At 62.5% G+C, this 14,522-nt stretch carries 15 protein-coding genes; 12 read left to right on the forward strand and 3 right to left on the reverse strand.

The window, feature by feature from the left end; genetic code table 11:
- Positions 1-19: 19 nt before the first annotated feature.
- The 3 genes from fumC to Q1V57_RS12740 all read left to right on the forward strand — a co-directional run bounded on the left by fumC (position 20) and on the right by Q1V57_RS12740 (position 3,192).
- On the forward strand, positions 20-1,414 hold the full coding sequence (fumC, locus tag Q1V57_RS12730; protein WP_300531485.1) for a class II fumarate hydratase: 1,395 nt from the start codon (positions 20-22) through the stop codon (positions 1,412-1,414).
- A 74-nt stretch (positions 1,415-1,488) separates the two neighbouring features.
- The gene (locus Q1V57_RS12735) at positions 1,489-1,680 is read left to right on the forward strand and encodes a DUF4169 family protein (RefSeq protein ID WP_300531487.1); all 192 of its coding nucleotides are present in this window, start codon (positions 1,489-1,491) and stop codon (positions 1,678-1,680) included.
- A 63-nt stretch (positions 1,681-1,743) separates the two neighbouring features.
- Positions 1,744-3,192 carry a hypothetical protein gene (locus Q1V57_RS12740; RefSeq protein ID WP_300531490.1) on the forward strand — a complete coding sequence of 483 codons (1,449 nt, stop codon included), beginning with the start codon at positions 1,744-1,746 and terminating at the stop codon, positions 3,190-3,192.
- Here the strand turns inward: Q1V57_RS12740 and Q1V57_RS12745 are convergent.
- Positions 3,189-3,494 (reverse strand): hypothetical protein, encoded by a 306-nt coding sequence (locus Q1V57_RS12745; protein ID WP_300531493.1) that lies wholly within the window; start codon positions 3,492-3,494, stop codon positions 3,189-3,191. The two genes, Q1V57_RS12740 and Q1V57_RS12745, sit on opposite strands and share 4 nt — an antisense overlap.
- 119 nt (positions 3,495-3,613) lie before the next feature.
- Here Q1V57_RS12745 and Q1V57_RS12750 point away from each other — a divergent pair, with 119 nt between their 5' ends.
- Positions 3,614-3,829 carry a ribbon-helix-helix domain-containing protein gene (locus Q1V57_RS12750; RefSeq protein ID WP_300531496.1) on the forward strand — a complete coding sequence of 72 codons (216 nt, stop codon included), beginning with the start codon at positions 3,614-3,616 and terminating at the stop codon, positions 3,827-3,829.
- Positions 3,830-3,877: 48 nt separating this feature from the next.
- Here Q1V57_RS12750 and Q1V57_RS12755 read toward each other — a convergent pair whose 3' ends face one another.
- Together Q1V57_RS12755 and Q1V57_RS12760 are read right to left on the reverse strand one after the other, a co-directional pair.
- Positions 3,878-4,351 carry an SRPBCC family protein gene (locus tag Q1V57_RS12755; protein ID WP_300531500.1) on the reverse strand — a complete coding sequence of 158 codons (474 nt, stop codon included), beginning with the start codon at positions 4,349-4,351 and terminating at the stop codon, positions 3,878-3,880.
- On the reverse strand, positions 4,323-4,643 hold the full coding sequence (locus tag Q1V57_RS12760) for a metalloregulator ArsR/SmtB family transcription factor (protein ID WP_300531503.1): 321 nt from the start codon (positions 4,641-4,643) through the stop codon (positions 4,323-4,325). The genes Q1V57_RS12755 and Q1V57_RS12760 overlap by 29 nt, the downstream gene beginning before the upstream one ends.
- A 333-nt stretch (positions 4,644-4,976) precedes the next feature.
- Here Q1V57_RS12760 and Q1V57_RS12765 point away from each other — a divergent pair, with 333 nt between their 5' ends.
- From Q1V57_RS12765 to Q1V57_RS12800, 8 genes are all read left to right on the forward strand, one after another.
- Complete coding sequence (locus Q1V57_RS12765) at positions 4,977-5,819, forward strand: hypothetical protein (RefSeq protein WP_300531506.1); 843 nt, start codon at positions 4,977-4,979, stop codon at positions 5,817-5,819.
- 197 nt (positions 5,820-6,016) lie between these two features.
- Complete coding sequence (locus Q1V57_RS12770) at positions 6,017-7,567, forward strand: chloride channel protein (protein ID WP_300531509.1); 1,551 nt, start codon at positions 6,017-6,019, stop codon at positions 7,565-7,567.
- 120 nt (positions 7,568-7,687) lie between these two features.
- Positions 7,688-8,161: a hypothetical protein gene (locus Q1V57_RS12775; RefSeq protein ID WP_300531512.1), complete on the forward strand. Its 474-nt coding sequence runs from the start codon at positions 7,688-7,690 to the stop codon at positions 8,159-8,161.
- A 207-nt stretch (positions 8,162-8,368) separates the two neighbouring features.
- On the forward strand, positions 8,369-8,722 hold the full coding sequence (locus tag Q1V57_RS12780) for a hypothetical protein (protein WP_300531515.1): 354 nt from the start codon (positions 8,369-8,371) through the stop codon (positions 8,720-8,722).
- Between the two features lie 167 nt (positions 8,723-8,889).
- Positions 8,890-11,184, forward strand: a complete 2,295-nt coding sequence (locus Q1V57_RS12785) for a UvrD-helicase domain-containing protein (RefSeq protein ID WP_300531517.1) — start codon at positions 8,890-8,892, stop codon at positions 11,182-11,184.
- Between the two features lie 67 nt (positions 11,185-11,251).
- The gene (locus tag Q1V57_RS12790; protein WP_300531520.1) at positions 11,252-12,112 is read left to right on the forward strand and encodes a 50S ribosomal protein L11 methyltransferase; all 861 of its coding nucleotides are present in this window, start codon (positions 11,252-11,254) and stop codon (positions 12,110-12,112) included.
- A gap of 35 nt (positions 12,113-12,147) precedes the next feature.
- Positions 12,148-13,986, forward strand: coding sequence for an aminopeptidase P family protein (locus tag Q1V57_RS12795; RefSeq protein WP_300531522.1), 1,839 nt, complete (start codon positions 12,148-12,150; stop codon positions 13,984-13,986).
- Positions 13,986-14,510, forward strand: coding sequence for a hypothetical protein (locus Q1V57_RS12800; RefSeq protein ID WP_300531524.1), 525 nt, complete (start codon positions 13,986-13,988; stop codon positions 14,508-14,510). Before Q1V57_RS12795 ends, Q1V57_RS12800 begins: the two co-directional genes overlap by 1 nt.
- The last annotated feature ends 12 nt before the right edge of the window (positions 14,511-14,522 follow it).

Below are 14,522 nucleotides of genomic sequence, written 5' to 3' on the forward strand. Positions count from 1 at the left end.
CTGCAAGGAGCCTCCCCTCATGAGCGAGATGCGCACGGAAACCGACAGCTTTGGTCCTCTTGAAGTCCCCGCCGAAAAACTCTTCGGCGCGCAGACGGCCCGCTCCCTGATCAACTTCCCGATCGGCACGGAAACCATGCCCGTCGCGCTGATCCGCGCTCTGGGTATCGTCAAGCGGTCCGCAGCCCTGGCCAATAAGCGCCTGGACAATCTCGAGCCGGAACTGGCCGACGCGATCGTCACCGCCGCCACGGAAGTCGCCGAAGGCCAGTGGAATGACCATTTCCCGCTCTCGGTCTGGCAGACCGGCTCGGGCACGCAGTCGAACATGAACACCAATGAGGTGGTCTCCAACCGGGCCATCCAGCTTCTCGGCGGCACGGTCGGCTCGAAGGATCCGGTGCACCCGAATGATCACGTCAATCGCTCGCAATCTTCCAACGACACCTTCCCGACGGCGATGCATATCGCTGCGGCCGAACAGGTCGCCCATGCCCTGCTCCCGGCCCTGCAGCACCTGCATGCCGCGCTCGAGGCCAAGACGGACGAGTTCAAGGACATCATCAAGATCGGCCGCACCCATTTGCAGGATGCCACGCCGCTGACCCTGGGCCAGGAATTCTCCGGCTATACCGCGATGGTGAAGAACGGCATCCGCCGTGTTGAAGCCACGCGCGATGCCCTGCACGAGCTGGCCATGGGCGGCACCGCGGTCGGCACCGGGCTCAACACCAAGCCGGGCTATGCCGAGGCCTTTGCCGAGGAAGCCGCCAGCTTTACCGGCCTGCCCTTCATCACCGCACCGAACAAGTTCGAGGCTCTGGCCACCAAGGATGCCCTGGTGGAAGCCCATGGCGCCCTCAACTCAGTCGCCGTGTCACTGTTCAAGATCGCCAATGACATCCGCCTCCTGGGCTCGGGACCGCGCTCCGGTCTTGGCGAGATCGCCCTGCCGGAAAACGAGCCGGGCTCCTCGATCATGCCGGGCAAGGTCAATCCGACCCAGTGTGAAGCCATGACCATGGTTTGTGCCCAGGTGATGGGCAATAACGCCGCCGTCTCCTTCGCCGGCAGCCAGGGTCATTTCGAGCTCAACGTGTTCAAGCCGGTGATCATTTTCAACGTGCTGCAATCGATCCAGATCCTGGCCGACGCAGCGCGCACCTTCACCGATAAATGCGTCACCGGCATCAAGGCGCGCGAGGACAATATCAAACAGCTCATGGAGCGCTCGCTCATGCTGGTCACCGCGCTCAACTCGACGATCGGCTATGACAACGCCACCATTGTCGCCAAGACGGCGCACAAGAACGGCACCACGCTGCGCGAGGAAGCGGTCAAGCTGGGCTTTGTCACCGAAGAACAGTTCGACGCGATCGTACGTCCCGAGCAGATGATCGGGCCGAAGGCCTGAGCGCGCTCAGTATTTGCTTGTCATGGAACCCCGGGTCGCTTCGCGCCCGGGGTTTTGTTTGCTAGGGTTTTCCCATGACCTCAAAACCCGTCAATCTCCGCCAGTTCCGCAAGCGCAAGCAACGTGAGGACAAGGCGAAACAGGCCGAGGCCAACCGGGTCGCCCATGGGACGCCGAAAACCCTGAGCGAGCCAGTCCGGCTGGAGCGCGACCGTCTGTTGCGCGAGCTTGAGGCCAAGAAGCGCGACGCGCCGGACACGGATTAAACCCGCATAAATTGCGCACGAGATTTAACTCCCCTAAGGTGAGACATCATCCGGGGGGACAAGATGGCATTCGGGATCGCGCTCGAGGTCTCTATAGGCCTGATTTTCGTATATCTTCTGCTCAGCCTGTTTGCGACCGCACTGGTCGAGTTGATCGCCAACGGCCTGGCCCGGCTTCGACAGCGGACCTTGATGCAAGGGCTCTATATTCTGCTTGAGAGCCGCAAGCATGAAACCCACCCGAGAACGGGCGGGTCGCTGACCGACCGGGTCGGACGGGCGCTCGGCCTGCATCAGGGTGTGCCCTGGATCCAGCCCAAAACACCCCGAGGTCGCGACACTACCGATCAGGCTCTGGAGAATTTTTCAGCCTTCCTCGAGACCCCCAGCATCCGCACCGCCTTTTTGTCGGGCAACGCCCTCGACCCGGACCCGCAGAGCGCGCTGAAACACGGTATGGGGCCGTCTTCGATTGCACCGCGTCAATTCGCCCAAGGCCTGCTGGAATGGGCCCAGGACAAGCAGCGCCAAGCCCAGTCAGAAGAGGCCGGCGCAACGTCCGGCGAGACCGCAGCCGATGGCGATGACGCGATATCGGAGGCCCTGACCTCCGGTGCCAAGCTCAGCGATACGCGCCGCTCCGAAGCGCATGTCCTGACCACGGACAGCCTGCTGGACAGCCTCAACTACCTGCCCGACACCCCCTTCACAGCCTCGATCCAGACCGCCGTGATGACCGCGGACAACAAGGTCGAGGACATGATCGGCCAGATTGAGGCTGTGTATCAGCGCGCCGTCGACCGCATGAGCGGAACGTTCAAGCGCAAGGTCCATATCTGGACACTGTGGATCGCCATTTCGCTGGCCGTCCTGTCCAATGCCGACACCATCACCATCGCCGAGCGGCTCTGGACCGACCGGACCTTGCGCGAGGCGATTATCGATGTCGCCGGGACCTATGCCGACAGCTGTGTACTACAGGGTGAGAATGCGGATGCGCGGGTGGACTGTTCGGCACTGGATGGGCACGCCGCGCGCACCGAAAACGCACCGCTAGAAGACCCCGGCACGCCCGAATCGGAACCCGCAGCACACAGAATCAGCACCGAAACCGCGCCCAACAACCCGCAAACCGGGGCCCAGCCCGGCATCGAGACAGCTGACGGCGTCAGCCTGGAAGACGCCCGCGAGCGCCTGCAGCGGCTCAGCGAGGCCATGTCCCTCATGCCGCTGACCGGCATTACCGGCATGGACGAGGACGTCAAGCGCACCGCCACCCGCCTTGGCGGCCGGCCAGGCGAGAACTGGGATCATCGCGACATCGGGCCGGTGATCGGCGGTATCGCGTTCAAGATGCTCGGACTTTTCCTGACCGCCATCGCCCTGTCGCTGGGCGCGCCCTTCTGGTTTGACCTGCTCAAGCGGATCATGAGCATCCGGGCCATGGGCCGCCGCGACAGTCCGGAACCCGATGCCAGCCGATCCAGCACCGCTGCCCCGCAGTCCAGCTAGAATGGCGAGTTGAGGATCGGGTTTTGCCCGTGCTTGCGCTTGTAAGCGCCCAGCAGCCGCTCCGCCTCAGCCGTTTCCGACACGGTCTCAAAGAACATCAACGCTTCCGGCGTCGCCGGCTGATAGCTGTCGGCTGGCTCAAGGGCGCGCTCAAAGGCGGCCCGAAGCGAGCGTGCCGGCGCAATTTTCAGCACCGATGACAGATCACTCTCATCGCCCAGCAACATGTAGACGCCCGGCGTGTCTGGTACGCGGGCTTTGAGCAGGCTGGAAAGCGGTATCGGTTTGTGCCAACGGCGCATGATGAAAACGGTCTGGACAGGAAAGCTACGCCTCAGGCCTAGCGCGTTCAGGGTAAGCAAGGCCTTAAAGCGACGCCCATGCATTGCCAGCCCGGTGCGGATCGGTCACATCTTCGGCCATGCCCCTGATCAAACGCTCTCTCTCCCTGTCCGGTCACCGCACCAGCCTGTCTCTGGAGCCCGAATTCTGGACCGTACTGGATCAGGCCGCAGCACTCGAACATCGCTCCCTGGCCGCGCTGATCAATGCGATCGACGCGGAACGCGGCGAAGACCCGCTGGCCTCATCGGTCCGGGTCTGGGTCTTGCGCCGGCTGATGCGTGAAGACCGCTAGCTCAAACCCCGGGGATGCGTTGGCACCACGCATCCGCTCCCATGGACCTCAGGCCGCTATAGCGCGAGTAAAGGGTGCCAATACAAGGTCCCAGCCGCCGTCATAGCGCAGGCGCATCTCCGCCCCATTGGCCCAGTTTTCCCAGCCGCGATGGACCAGGACGACGCGGGTGGTGACATCGCTCAACGCCTCGAAGCGCACCTCGACTTCCGTCGCCTCATCGGCCGGGCGCTGCAAATGCCAGGAAAACACGACCCGCTTGCCGGGTTCGTAAACCCTGACCCGGCCCCAATCGCATTCGCGGCCATCCGCGCCACGTTCATAAAGCCGCCCGCCGGGCTTGAGCTCGAAAACGATCCGGTCGGGCCGTGTTTCGCCGCGATCAGCGGCCATGGAGTGGGTTTCGGCCGGCCACCAGGAATCGATCCGGTCAGTAAAGAAGGCGAAAGCGGTGGCCGCATCGGTATCGACCTCGATCGTTTTCACCAGGGGTTCAATCGCTGTTCTGGTCGCGCTCATCATGTTCCAGTGCCTCCTTGTAGGCGTCCAGGACATCGCCCCAGAAGCTGTCGAGATAGGATCGCAATGCCTCAAGCCCGCCATGCTCGATCCGATAGATCCGGCTGCGCCCGCGTTTTTCGTCAGCGACCAGTCCGGCTTCGCGCAGTGCTTTGAGATGCTGCGACACGGCCGGCCGGCTGACCGCCAGCCCTTGGGCCAGATGTCCGGCGGATTTAGGCCCCGAACGCAATCGCTCGAAAACAGTACGCCGGGTCGGATCGGCCAGCGCGGAAAGGGCTTTTTCATGCGTCATGACTTTATGTAAGCATAGACTTACGTTTTAAACAAGACGCGCCCGGTCACATCCGGTTCATCTTGCAACTCCGGCGCGATCAAGACGGCGCCCGGAAGCCGGTAAGTGATCATTCGCTAGCGCCTTGATCGCCCCGCACAAATCGCTGGAAGTGAATCTTAATCACTGAAAAGACGCGCTTTTTGCGTGTAACTCTCATGCAACTCACGTGCAACCCCCGAGGCGCTCCGGCGTGCGCCGCTGCAACTGATCGCATCCGGCACGGCCTCGCATAAGAGGGGCATCAATGCCGTTCGCGAAGAGGGACTGTCGCGGCGTCACGGGAGATGAAAGATGAAATACCTGACGACTATTCTACTGGCCGGAGCGGCCATGACGGCCCTGTGTCAGCCGGCCCTGGCCCAGGAGTCCGACTATGCGAACGGGATAGACCGCATTGAATTGCAGTCCAATATCCCGCCCCTGATGATCACAATCCGCAATATGGCGGCCTCCACGGATCCGGCTGATCGCGATCTTCAGGTGATCTCGGACAATCCGCAGTTCACCGTTTCAGGGCGCATGTTCTGCGAGGTCTTTGGCCCGGGCGATTACGGTCGCGCGGAAGAGATGCAGGCCAGTTTTGGCGGCACTGTCTTCCTGCACTCGACCGGTGCCGGCACACCGGTGCAGACCACATTCACCTATTGGGGCGAAAGCCAGGACTATTCCGGCCAGTACCCGGCCGCCGATTTCGAGCTCGTATTGGAAATGGATGTGCCCCGGCAAGCCAGCAATCTTGTGAGCTTCACCTGGAATCCGGTCGATTATGTCGAATACCGCATGGAGCAATTCATCGCCAACAATGCCGGGACAGCGGCGGACTTTTTGCGCCAGGACGATGTCTTCAACCACCAGATCCGGCTCAACCTGGTCGGTCATTGTCTCTACAACAGCGGTTCAGGTGACAAGGTGCGCGGCGGCTATGAGCGGATCGCGGTCCCGGTAAACATCTTCTACCAGGGCGATCCGGATATCCGCGATGTCCTTACCCTGGTCGATGCCGGCGGTGGCATGATCGCCCAGCCCGTTCCTGATCGCGCCCGCCGCGCCACCGCGACCCGCGGCGGCCAGGGACAGCCCCCTGCCACCAATACAAGACCTGCTCGGGCGCCAACGCGCTCCGGCCCGCAATAGGCTGACGCTTGCGTCGGTCTGCTCTGGAACCCGCCGCCCCTCACCGGCGGGTTCCGTATTTGTGAGCGGGCTTGCGCTTGACGCTCGCACGCCCCTCGCGCCTATTGGCTCACGTGAACGATTCCGGGGCAAATCGTGGACTTCTATCCAACCTGACGGCCGCTTTCAGCGACGGGCGCGGCGGAGCGCTGTGGCTGATGGGGATCGCGGTCGGCCTCGTTGCCGGGTATGCCACCCTCGGACTGCGCCTCGCCATCAGCGCCATTGAAGTCCTCGCTTTCGGAGTGACAGAAGAAAGCCTGGCCAGCGCTGCCGCGGATCTTCCGGCGGGGCGGCTGATGCTGATTCCCATCGCGGCCGGTTGCGTTATCGCTGCCCTGCTCTGGCTCGGCGGCCGCATGGGCTGGCTCAATGGTGGCCGCGCCTCAGGCGTCCCCGATGTTATCGAAGCGCGCGCCGTCAAGAATGGTCGCATCGAGCTGAAGACCGGGCTGTTCTCGGCGCTACTCGCTACTATTTCCCTGGGCGGCGGCGGCAGTGCCGGGCGCGAGGGACCAGCCGTGCATCTCGGCGGTACACTCGCCTCCCAGATCTCCCGCCTGATCGGCCTGAACCCGCGCGGCAGCCGCATCCTGCTCGCCTGCGGTGCCGCGGCAGCCGTCTCAGCCAGTTTCAACGCACCGGTCGCCGGCGCCCTCTTCGCCTTCGAAGTCATCCTCGGTCACTATGCGTTGCGCTCGATCGCGCCGGTGGCTGTCGCCAGCGTTATCGGCGCTCTGATCGTCCGTTTTCACCTCGGTGATGATGCCGCCTTTGCCATCACCCAAGTCTACCAGAGCCACCTGTTTGATTATCCGGCCGCCGCCCTGCTGGGCATCGCCGCTGCCGGACTCGCCATTCTTTTTGATCGCGGCATTCTGCATGGCGGCAACTGGATTGACGGCCTGGCCAAGCGGCTTCGCCTGCCGCTCTGGGCGCTTCCTTTACCCGGCGGCCTGCTGATCGGTTGCCTCGCCCTGCTTGCACCGGAGATCCTCGGAGTGGGCTATGAAGCGACCAGCAATGCCCTAGCCGGCGAATACCTGTTCAACGAGCTGATTATCCTGATCGTGCTGAAGACCATCGCGACTTTCGTGACCATTGGCTTTCGCTTTGCCGGCGGGGTGTTCTCACCATCGATCTATCTCGGCGCCATGCTCGGCGCCTCTTTTGGGCTGATCATGGTTTCGCTTTTCGGCGATCAAACCGCCGGTGCCGGCTTCTTCGCCGTGGTCGGTATGGGCGCTGTTTCTGGCGCAGTCCTTGGCGCCCCGCTTTCGACGACCTTGATCGTGTTTGAACTGACCTCCAGCTATGAGGCGGCCGTGGCGGTGCTGGTCGCCGTATCGGTCGCGACGGTTCTGACCCAGTCAGCCCTGGGCGGATCGCTGTTCCAGAAACAGGTTATGCGCCGCGGCTATGACATTTCCGGCGGCGCCAGCCGCCTGGTGCTGCAAATGGTCCGCGTCCGCCAATGCATGATGCCGCTCGACAGCTGGGGCGAGGCGGAAATCGACAGTGGTGTCTGCCTTTATGAAGACGATACGCTAGGCCGGGCCATGGGCGTTTTCGACGCCGAACAGCTCGAAGGCGCTGCCGTGAGGAGCCGCACCGGCGATCAGCCGATCATCGGCTGGCTGACCAAGGCCGATGCCCAGGCTGCCTATGCCCGGGCACTCGCCGAGATCAGTGAAGAAGAGCACCGGTAGCCTGAAAACACCGGATATCAGTGCCAATAAGGCTTCGGAAAGATTGTTCGGCTAGCTTAGCTGATGATGGCTATGGTGGGTCGGATAGACGGGCAAGAAAGCCCCATACTGGGAGACGGTGTGCTCGCGGCAGATGCGCTGCGTGCGGCTAACATCAATCCCGACACCGGGCTGGCTACCGATTATCTCAACCACTTCAATGAAGTCGTTATGCTGATGGAGATGCTCCCGGACATGCGCGATTGCGCAGAAGATGTCCTGGAGTGGAAGCCGTCGAGCTATTGCGAGCACTTCGATCATTCCGCTTTCAAGGACAAGGATCTGGCCATCCTGGCCTATGGCGCTGCACCGCGCGCTGTGCGGGTTCATCTCGAGACCCTGATCCTGCAGATCGACGGTGAGGTTGAACGGGCGCAGAGCTTCCTGCGTCAGAGCCAGGCACCGGAAATCTGTGCCGAGATCGCGCGCCTGGCCAGCGAGGACATCAAACCGCTGATCGCAGCGGCCTCATCGGCTATCAATGGCAAGTCCGAACCGGTCGAGGACCAGCCGGATGAGGCGCTCCAGGCCGATATCGATGCGCTGTTTGGTTGAGTAGCGAGGCAAGCCCCGCCCCGAAACCGGACCTCCCCCGGTTTTGAAAAACGACCAAATCACCTCGGAATCGAACTCTAATTCCCTGTTATAGCTACAGATTTCGCTTCCATTTTCGCGGTTATATTATATAATTCGTTTTCAATCCCGCGGAACGGGTGCGGGATAGCGCACAGAGTTAATCCGGGATGCCTGGGGAGGCCTCTTATGTCCGCGCGTATGACGTTTGCAGGAGTGACTGTCGACACGACCACCGGCGAGATCGAGAAGATCTTGGACGCTATTCGCATTGAGCAGCACCATGGTGGCGACGGTCCTCAGCTCCTCATGCTGATCAACGACTTGTGCGTGGCCTACGAAACCCTCTTCGAGTGCCTTGAGACGGCCATCGCCGATCAGGATGGTGTCTCGCCGCTGTTTATCGCGCGCCAGCACCAGGGTTTCCTGACCGAATTGGCGAATTTCGCCGAAGACAGCCGCTCGCAAAATGGCGAGCTTTCCAACGCATTTTTCCATTTTCTGGAAATGGGTCCCTACCAGACACCGGCCCTCGCAGCGTAGATCCCATTTCCTCCCCCCGGCCGGGCCAGCTCTTTAAGGCAAGAGCTGGCCCGTGCGGCCGCCCCCTGAACAAACACCGAACAAATACACCTGGGCTCTTGGGATTAGCCCATATCCGGGTCAGACTGCTCAGCTGATACGAATCGCAAGCTGTACGGCGCCGACCCATGTCCAATCTCTCCATCTCCGATATGGCGCGCCCCGCGCCGCCCTCGCCCTATCTGGAGGGGCTGAACCCGGAGCAGCGCGAGGCCGTTGAGGCGGTAGAGGGCCCGGTACTGGTCCTTGCCGGCGCCGGCACCGGCAAGACACGCGTTTTGACCACCCGCCTGGCCCACATCCTGGCCACCGGCCGGGCCCAGCCCTGGCAGATCCTGGCCGTGACTTTCACCAACAAGGCGGCGCGCGAGATGAAAGAGCGCGTCGGCCGGATCATCGGTGAGGCGGTTGAAGGCGTACCCTGGCTCGGCACATTTCACTCCATTTCCGCGCAGATCCTGCGTCGCCATGCCGAGCTGGTCGAGCTCAAGTCAAACTTCACCATTCTCGACACCGATGATCAGCTTCGATTGCTGAAGCAGATTATCCAGGCGGAAAACATCGACGAGAAGCGCTGGACACCCCGCCATCTCGCCTCGCTCATCGATGGATGGAAAAACCGTGGCCTTTTGCCGGACCAGCTCGGTGAAGAGGACAAGTGGTCGTTTGCGGAAGGCCGTGGCCAGGGCCTTTACCAGATCTATCAGGAACGGCTGAAGACACTGAATTGCTGCGATTTCGGCGATCTTCTGCTGCACACCCTGCACATTTTCAAAGATCACCCGGATGTGCTGGCGGAGTATCACAAGAAGTTCCGCTATGTGCTCGTCGACGAGTATCAGGACACCAACGTCTCGCAATACCTTTGGCTGCGGCTGCTCGCTCAGGGTACGGGAAACATTTGCTGCGTCGGCGATGATGATCAGTCCATTTATGGCTGGCGCGGCGCCGAAGTGGACAACATCCTGCGCTTCGAAAACGACTTCCCGGGCGCGCATGTGGTGCGCTTGGAGCGCAATTACCGCTCAACCGAACACATCCTCGCGGCGGCCTCGGGCCTGATTGCTGCCAACCGCTCGCGGCTGGGCAAAACCCTTTGGACCGAGGACAGCGGCGGCGAGAAAGTCCAGGTGCGCGGCATCTGGGATGGTGAAGCCGAAGCCCGTTTCGTCGCCGAGGAGATTGAAAACTGGTCCTCCAAGGGCCGGGCCTATTCCGACGCCGCCGTACTGGTGCGCGCTGCCTGGCAGATGCGCGCCTTCGAGGACCGTTTCATCATGCTGGGTCTGCCCTACAAGGTGATTGGCGGCCCCCGCTTCTTCGAACGCGCCGAGATCCGTGATGCGCACGCCTATCTGCGCCTGGTCCGCTCGCCGGAAGATGATCTTGCCTTTGAGCGCATCGTCAACACGCCCAAGCGCGGTATCGGCGACACCTCAGTGCAGAAGATCGCCATGACTGCACGGGCCATGGGCGTGCCTATGAGCGAGGCCGCGCGGGTCATGGTCACAACCGACGAGATCCGCGGCAAGGCCCGCACAGCGCTTCAGGTTTTCCTGCGCGATGTCGACCGCTGGCGCGAACAGGCCGAGCATTCGCGGCTCGACGAACTGGCCGAGATTGTGCTCGACGAGAGCGGCTACACTGCCATGTGGCGCGAGGACAAAACGCCCCAGGCCGCCGGCCGGCTGGAGAACCTGAAGGAACTCGTCCGTTCCATGGGCGAATGGGATACGCTGGAAGCCTATCTCGAACATGTCGCCCTGGTTACCGATGCCGACCGCGCCAGCGAGGATGATGACGAAGTTTCGCTGATGACCCTGCATGGCGCCAAGGGGCTGGAATTCCCCCTGGTTTTCCTGCCGGGCTGGGAAGAGACGGTGTTTCCCTCACAGCGCTCGCTGGATGAAGGCGGGACGCGTTCGCTCGAGGAAGAGCGCCGTCTGGCCTATGTCGGCATCACAAGAGCGCGTGAGCGGGCGATCATCACCTTTACCGCCAACCGCATGATCGATGGACGCTGGCTAGCCGTTATCCCCTCGCGCTTTATCGACGAAATGCCCGTTGATCACGTCGAAGCGAAGTCGGAGACCGGCTATTATGACGGCGGCCCGGGCCGCGAGAGCTTCACGGCCAATGCCGATCCGATGGCGTCGAGCTATTCCTCACCCGGCTGGAAGCGCTATCAAGCCAATACCCAGTCCGGACGCAAGAGCGACCCGCCGACTATCAACGCCAAGGCAACGCTGATTGAAAGCGGCGGCTCGGACAAGACCGGCAAGTGGCAGGCCGGCGATCGGGTCTTCCACGACAAATTCGGCTACGGAACAGTGAAGAAGGCCGACGGCGCCAAATACACGGTGAAGTTCGATAAGGCCGGCGAGAAGAAAGTGGTCGAAAGCTTCCTGCGGGACCTGCCCTAGCCCTTGCCTCGGGGGCAAAAACCGGTCACACCCCGCCGCCAGGCTTTGAGCCTCCCGGGAGCTGATCATGTCCACACTCTGGCGCCTCACCGCGCAGGCCGATTTCAAAACCCTCGCCGACGCCGCCGAGCGTCTCGACGAGGCCTATCCGCCGCTGGCCCTGTCCTGGTCGCTGTTTGACGACACCGATCCGGCGCGCCTGGATGTGCTGTTCGACACGCCGCCCGATGAAGCGCAATTCCGTGCCGCGTCCGGTCTGCCGACTGACATCCTCGCCGAGATCCGCCCGGTCCCGAATGAAGACTGGGTCCGTATATCCCTGGAAGGGCTGAAGCCCGTCGAGGCGGGCCGGTTCATCGTCTTCGGCGAACATGACCGCGACCAGATCCCCGCCGGCAAGGTGAAGCTGGAAATCGAAGCTGGACCGGCCTTTGGCACCGGCCATCACGGCACGACACGCGGCTGCCTCCTGGCCTATGACGCCATGCTGGAAGCCGGCGAGCGCCCGGCCACGGTATTTGACCTGGGCTGCGGCACAGCCGCCCTGGCAATCGCTGCGGCGAAAACCCTCGCAGATGCTGAAATCCTGGCCTCGGACATCGATCCGGAAGCGGTCGAGGAAAGCCAGGTCAATTGCGACAAGAACGGCACACCGGACGTGGACTGCTTTGTCGCCGAGGGGCTCGACCACGCCAAGCTGAAGGGTCGCCAGTTCGAACTGATCTTCGCCAATATTCTCGCCGGTCCCCTGGTGGCCCTGGCACCGGGCATCGCCAATGCCCTCACCCCGGGCGGCAAGGTTATTCTTTCCGGCCTGCTGAGCGAACAGGAAGCCTGGGTGCGCGAGGCCTATGAAGCGGCGGGCCTGACGGTGCAGCGCCGGGAACCGATTGAGGGCTGGGAAACGCTGATTGCGGTGAAAGCCTGATTGCAAGCGTCATGCAGCGGGCCTAATTTCCCGCCATGACCCAGATGATCTCACAGACTTTCGACGTAAAGGGCGGCCCGCAATTTGGCCGCGACAACCTGCCCAAGCTGCGCACTGAGCTCAAAGCCCTCGGGCTGGACGGTTTCCTGGTGCCGCATGAGGACGAGTACGACAACGAATACCTGCCCGATTGCAATGAGCGGCTGTTGTGGCTGACCGGTTTCTCCGGTTCGGCCGGCGCGGCTATCGCCATGATTGATCGCGCCGCGGTTTTCGTTGATGGCCGCTATACGCTGCAGGTGCGCCAGCAGGTCGATGGCGATCTGTTTGAGTATCGCGACCTGGTCGATCAGGGCATGCATGGCTGGATCGAGAGCGCCGGCCGGGCCGGTGAGAAAATCGGCTATGACGCCCGCCTGCACAGCCCCGCCTCTCTGGCACGGCTGCAGACCGCTGCCGAGCGCGCCGGTGTCGAGCTGGTCAGTGTTGACAGCAATCCGCTCGACACGGCCTGGAGCGATCGCCCGGCTGCTCCCATGGCAAAGATCAATCCGCAGCCGATCGAATTTGCTGGCGAAGACCATACCTCCAAGCGCGAGCGCATCGGCGTTGCTATCGAGCGCGGCGCGGCTGACGCGGCGGTCCTGACAGCGCCACCCTCCATCGCCTGGCTGTTCAACATCCGGGGTGGCGATGTATCCCGCTCGCCCCTGCCTTTGTCTGCCGCCATTCTCGGCAAGGACGGCAAGGCGACCCTATTTGTGGCTCCGGAAAAACTGACCGACGAAACCCGCTCCCATCTCGGCAATGAAGTTGCACTACGACCGGAAACCGAGTTCGCTGCCGGCCTGGCGGAGCTCGACGGCAAAACCGTGCGCGTTGATCCCAACACGGCATCGGCCTGGGTGTTTGAACAGCTCAAGTCTGGCGGTGCCACGGTGCAGGAGCTGGAAGACCCGGTCATGCGCCCCAAGGCGGCCAAGAATGCCGCCGAGGTCGAGGGCTCACGCCAGGCACACATTCGCGACGGCGCAGTGATCGTCAAATTCCTGCACTGGCTCGACACTGAGGGCCAGTCCGGCGAGGTCGACGAGATCCAGGCTGCCCAGAAGCTGGAAAGCCTGCGCAAGGAATTGCCGGAGCTGCGCGACCTGTCCTTCGACACGATTTCCGGTGCCCAAGGCAATGCGGCCTTTGCCCACTACCGGGTGTCCGAAGACAGCAATCTCAAACTCGCAGACGGTTCGCTCTATCTTGTCGACAGTGGCGGCCAATATCCCGACGGCACCACGGACATTACCCGGACGGTTCCCATCGGCACCCCGACGGCAGAAATGCGGACCCAGTTCACCCGCGTTCTCAAGGGCCATATCGCGCTGTCCATGATCCGCTTCCCCAAGGGCACGACCGGCACCCAACTCGACGTTCTGGCGCGTTTGCCGCTATGGCAGGCGGGCTTTGACTATGACCATGGCACCGGCCATGGCGTCGGCAGCTTCCTGGGTGTGCATGAAGGCCCGCAGCGCATTGCCAAGGCGCCCAGCGCCGTAGCTCTGGAACCGGGCATGATCGTCTCCAACGAGCCCGGCTATTACAAGGAAGACGCCTACGGCATCCGCATCGAGAACCTGCAGGTCGTCACCGATGCCGCGCTCATCCCCGGCGGCGACCGCCCGATGCTTGGTTTTGAGACCCTGACGCTTGCACCGATCCACCGCACGCTGATCGATCTGCATCTGCTGACGCCGGAAGAGCTGATGTGGATGGACCGCTATCACGCCCTGGTGCGTGAGAAAGTCCTGCCGCTGGTCGAGGGTGAAGTCGCGGACTGGCTGCTCAAGGCGACCGAACCTCTGGCCGGCGCCACGCCCTGATGCGGACCGGCATTCTGATCATTCTGGCGGCCGCCCTTCTGGGCGGCTGCTTTTACGCCGAAGATCCTCTGATCACCCGGCGGGCGGCGGATTTCCCGCTCGATCAGGGCCGCTATTCCCACACGCCCTATCACCCGGACGGACGCCCGTTCGACCGGCCCACCTGGAACGGCGAGATTGAACGCGAGGGCTGGAGCTATGCCTCCGACACCGAGGCCTTTCCGCACCAGCATGTCCGGTTGCGCGCGCTGACCGATGGGCTCTACGCCGCCCAGCGCGAGAATGACGGCAATTACCTGTTCGGTCTTGTCTTCACCTATCCCGGCGGCGTCGTCACCTATCACAACCCCTCCTGCTCTGATCTGTCGGAAACCGCGCGCGAACGCTACGCGTTGACCGTGGACATGGAGGAAGGCACCTGCCGCATCGAGCGCTGGGATGTGCTTGAAGCCGTCTTGCTGACCTATCTGGAGGAGCAGGGCGGCGCACCGCGCGTCGATGGCGTTTACCGGCGCCTCGACTAACCGCCTCATTTT

This window comes from Maricaulis sp. (assembly GCF_030149425.1).
Classification (GTDB): Bacteria; Pseudomonadota; Alphaproteobacteria; order Caulobacterales; family Maricaulaceae; genus Maricaulis.

What these genes read in the sequence shown, in the direction of transcription:
- Q1V57_RS12760 (WP_300531503.1), bottom strand. Translation starts at nt 4,643, where the DNA reads ATGACGCATGAAAAAGCCCTTTCCGCGCTGGCCGATCCGACCCGGCGT.
- Q1V57_RS12770 (WP_300531509.1), top strand. Translation starts at nt 6,017, where the DNA reads ATGGGGATCGCGGTCGGCCTCGTTGCCGGGTATGCCACCCTCGGACTG.
- Q1V57_RS12740 (WP_300531490.1), top strand. Translation starts at nt 1,744, where the DNA reads ATGGCATTCGGGATCGCGCTCGAGGTCTCTATAGGCCTGATTTTCGTA.
- Q1V57_RS12795 (WP_300531522.1), top strand. Translation starts at nt 12,148, where the DNA reads ATGACCCAGATGATCTCACAGACTTTCGACGTAAAGGGCGGCCCGCAA.
- fumC (WP_300531485.1), top strand. Translation starts at nt 20, where the DNA reads ATGAGCGAGATGCGCACGGAAACCGACAGCTTTGGTCCTCTTGAAGTC.
- Q1V57_RS12765 (WP_300531506.1), top strand. Translation starts at nt 4,977, where the DNA reads ATGAAATACCTGACGACTATTCTACTGGCCGGAGCGGCCATGACGGCC.
- Q1V57_RS12785 (WP_300531517.1), top strand. Translation starts at nt 8,890, where the DNA reads ATGTCCAATCTCTCCATCTCCGATATGGCGCGCCCCGCGCCGCCCTCG.
- Q1V57_RS12755 (WP_300531500.1), bottom strand. Translation starts at nt 4,351, where the DNA reads ATGATGAGCGCGACCAGAACAGCGATTGAACCCCTGGTGAAAACGATC.
- Q1V57_RS12780 (WP_300531515.1), top strand. Translation starts at nt 8,369, where the DNA reads ATGTCCGCGCGTATGACGTTTGCAGGAGTGACTGTCGACACGACCACC.
- Q1V57_RS12745 (WP_300531493.1), bottom strand. Translation starts at nt 3,494, where the DNA reads ATGCGCCGTTGGCACAAACCGATACCGCTTTCCAGCCTGCTCAAAGCC.
- Q1V57_RS12790 (WP_300531520.1), top strand. Translation starts at nt 11,252, where the DNA reads ATGTCCACACTCTGGCGCCTCACCGCGCAGGCCGATTTCAAAACCCTC.
- Q1V57_RS12735 (WP_300531487.1), top strand. Translation starts at nt 1,489, where the DNA reads ATGACCTCAAAACCCGTCAATCTCCGCCAGTTCCGCAAGCGCAAGCAA.
- Q1V57_RS12750 (WP_300531496.1), top strand. Translation starts at nt 3,614, where the DNA reads ATGCCCCTGATCAAACGCTCTCTCTCCCTGTCCGGTCACCGCACCAGC.
- Q1V57_RS12800 (WP_300531524.1), top strand. Translation starts at nt 13,986, where the DNA reads ATGCGGACCGGCATTCTGATCATTCTGGCGGCCGCCCTTCTGGGCGGC.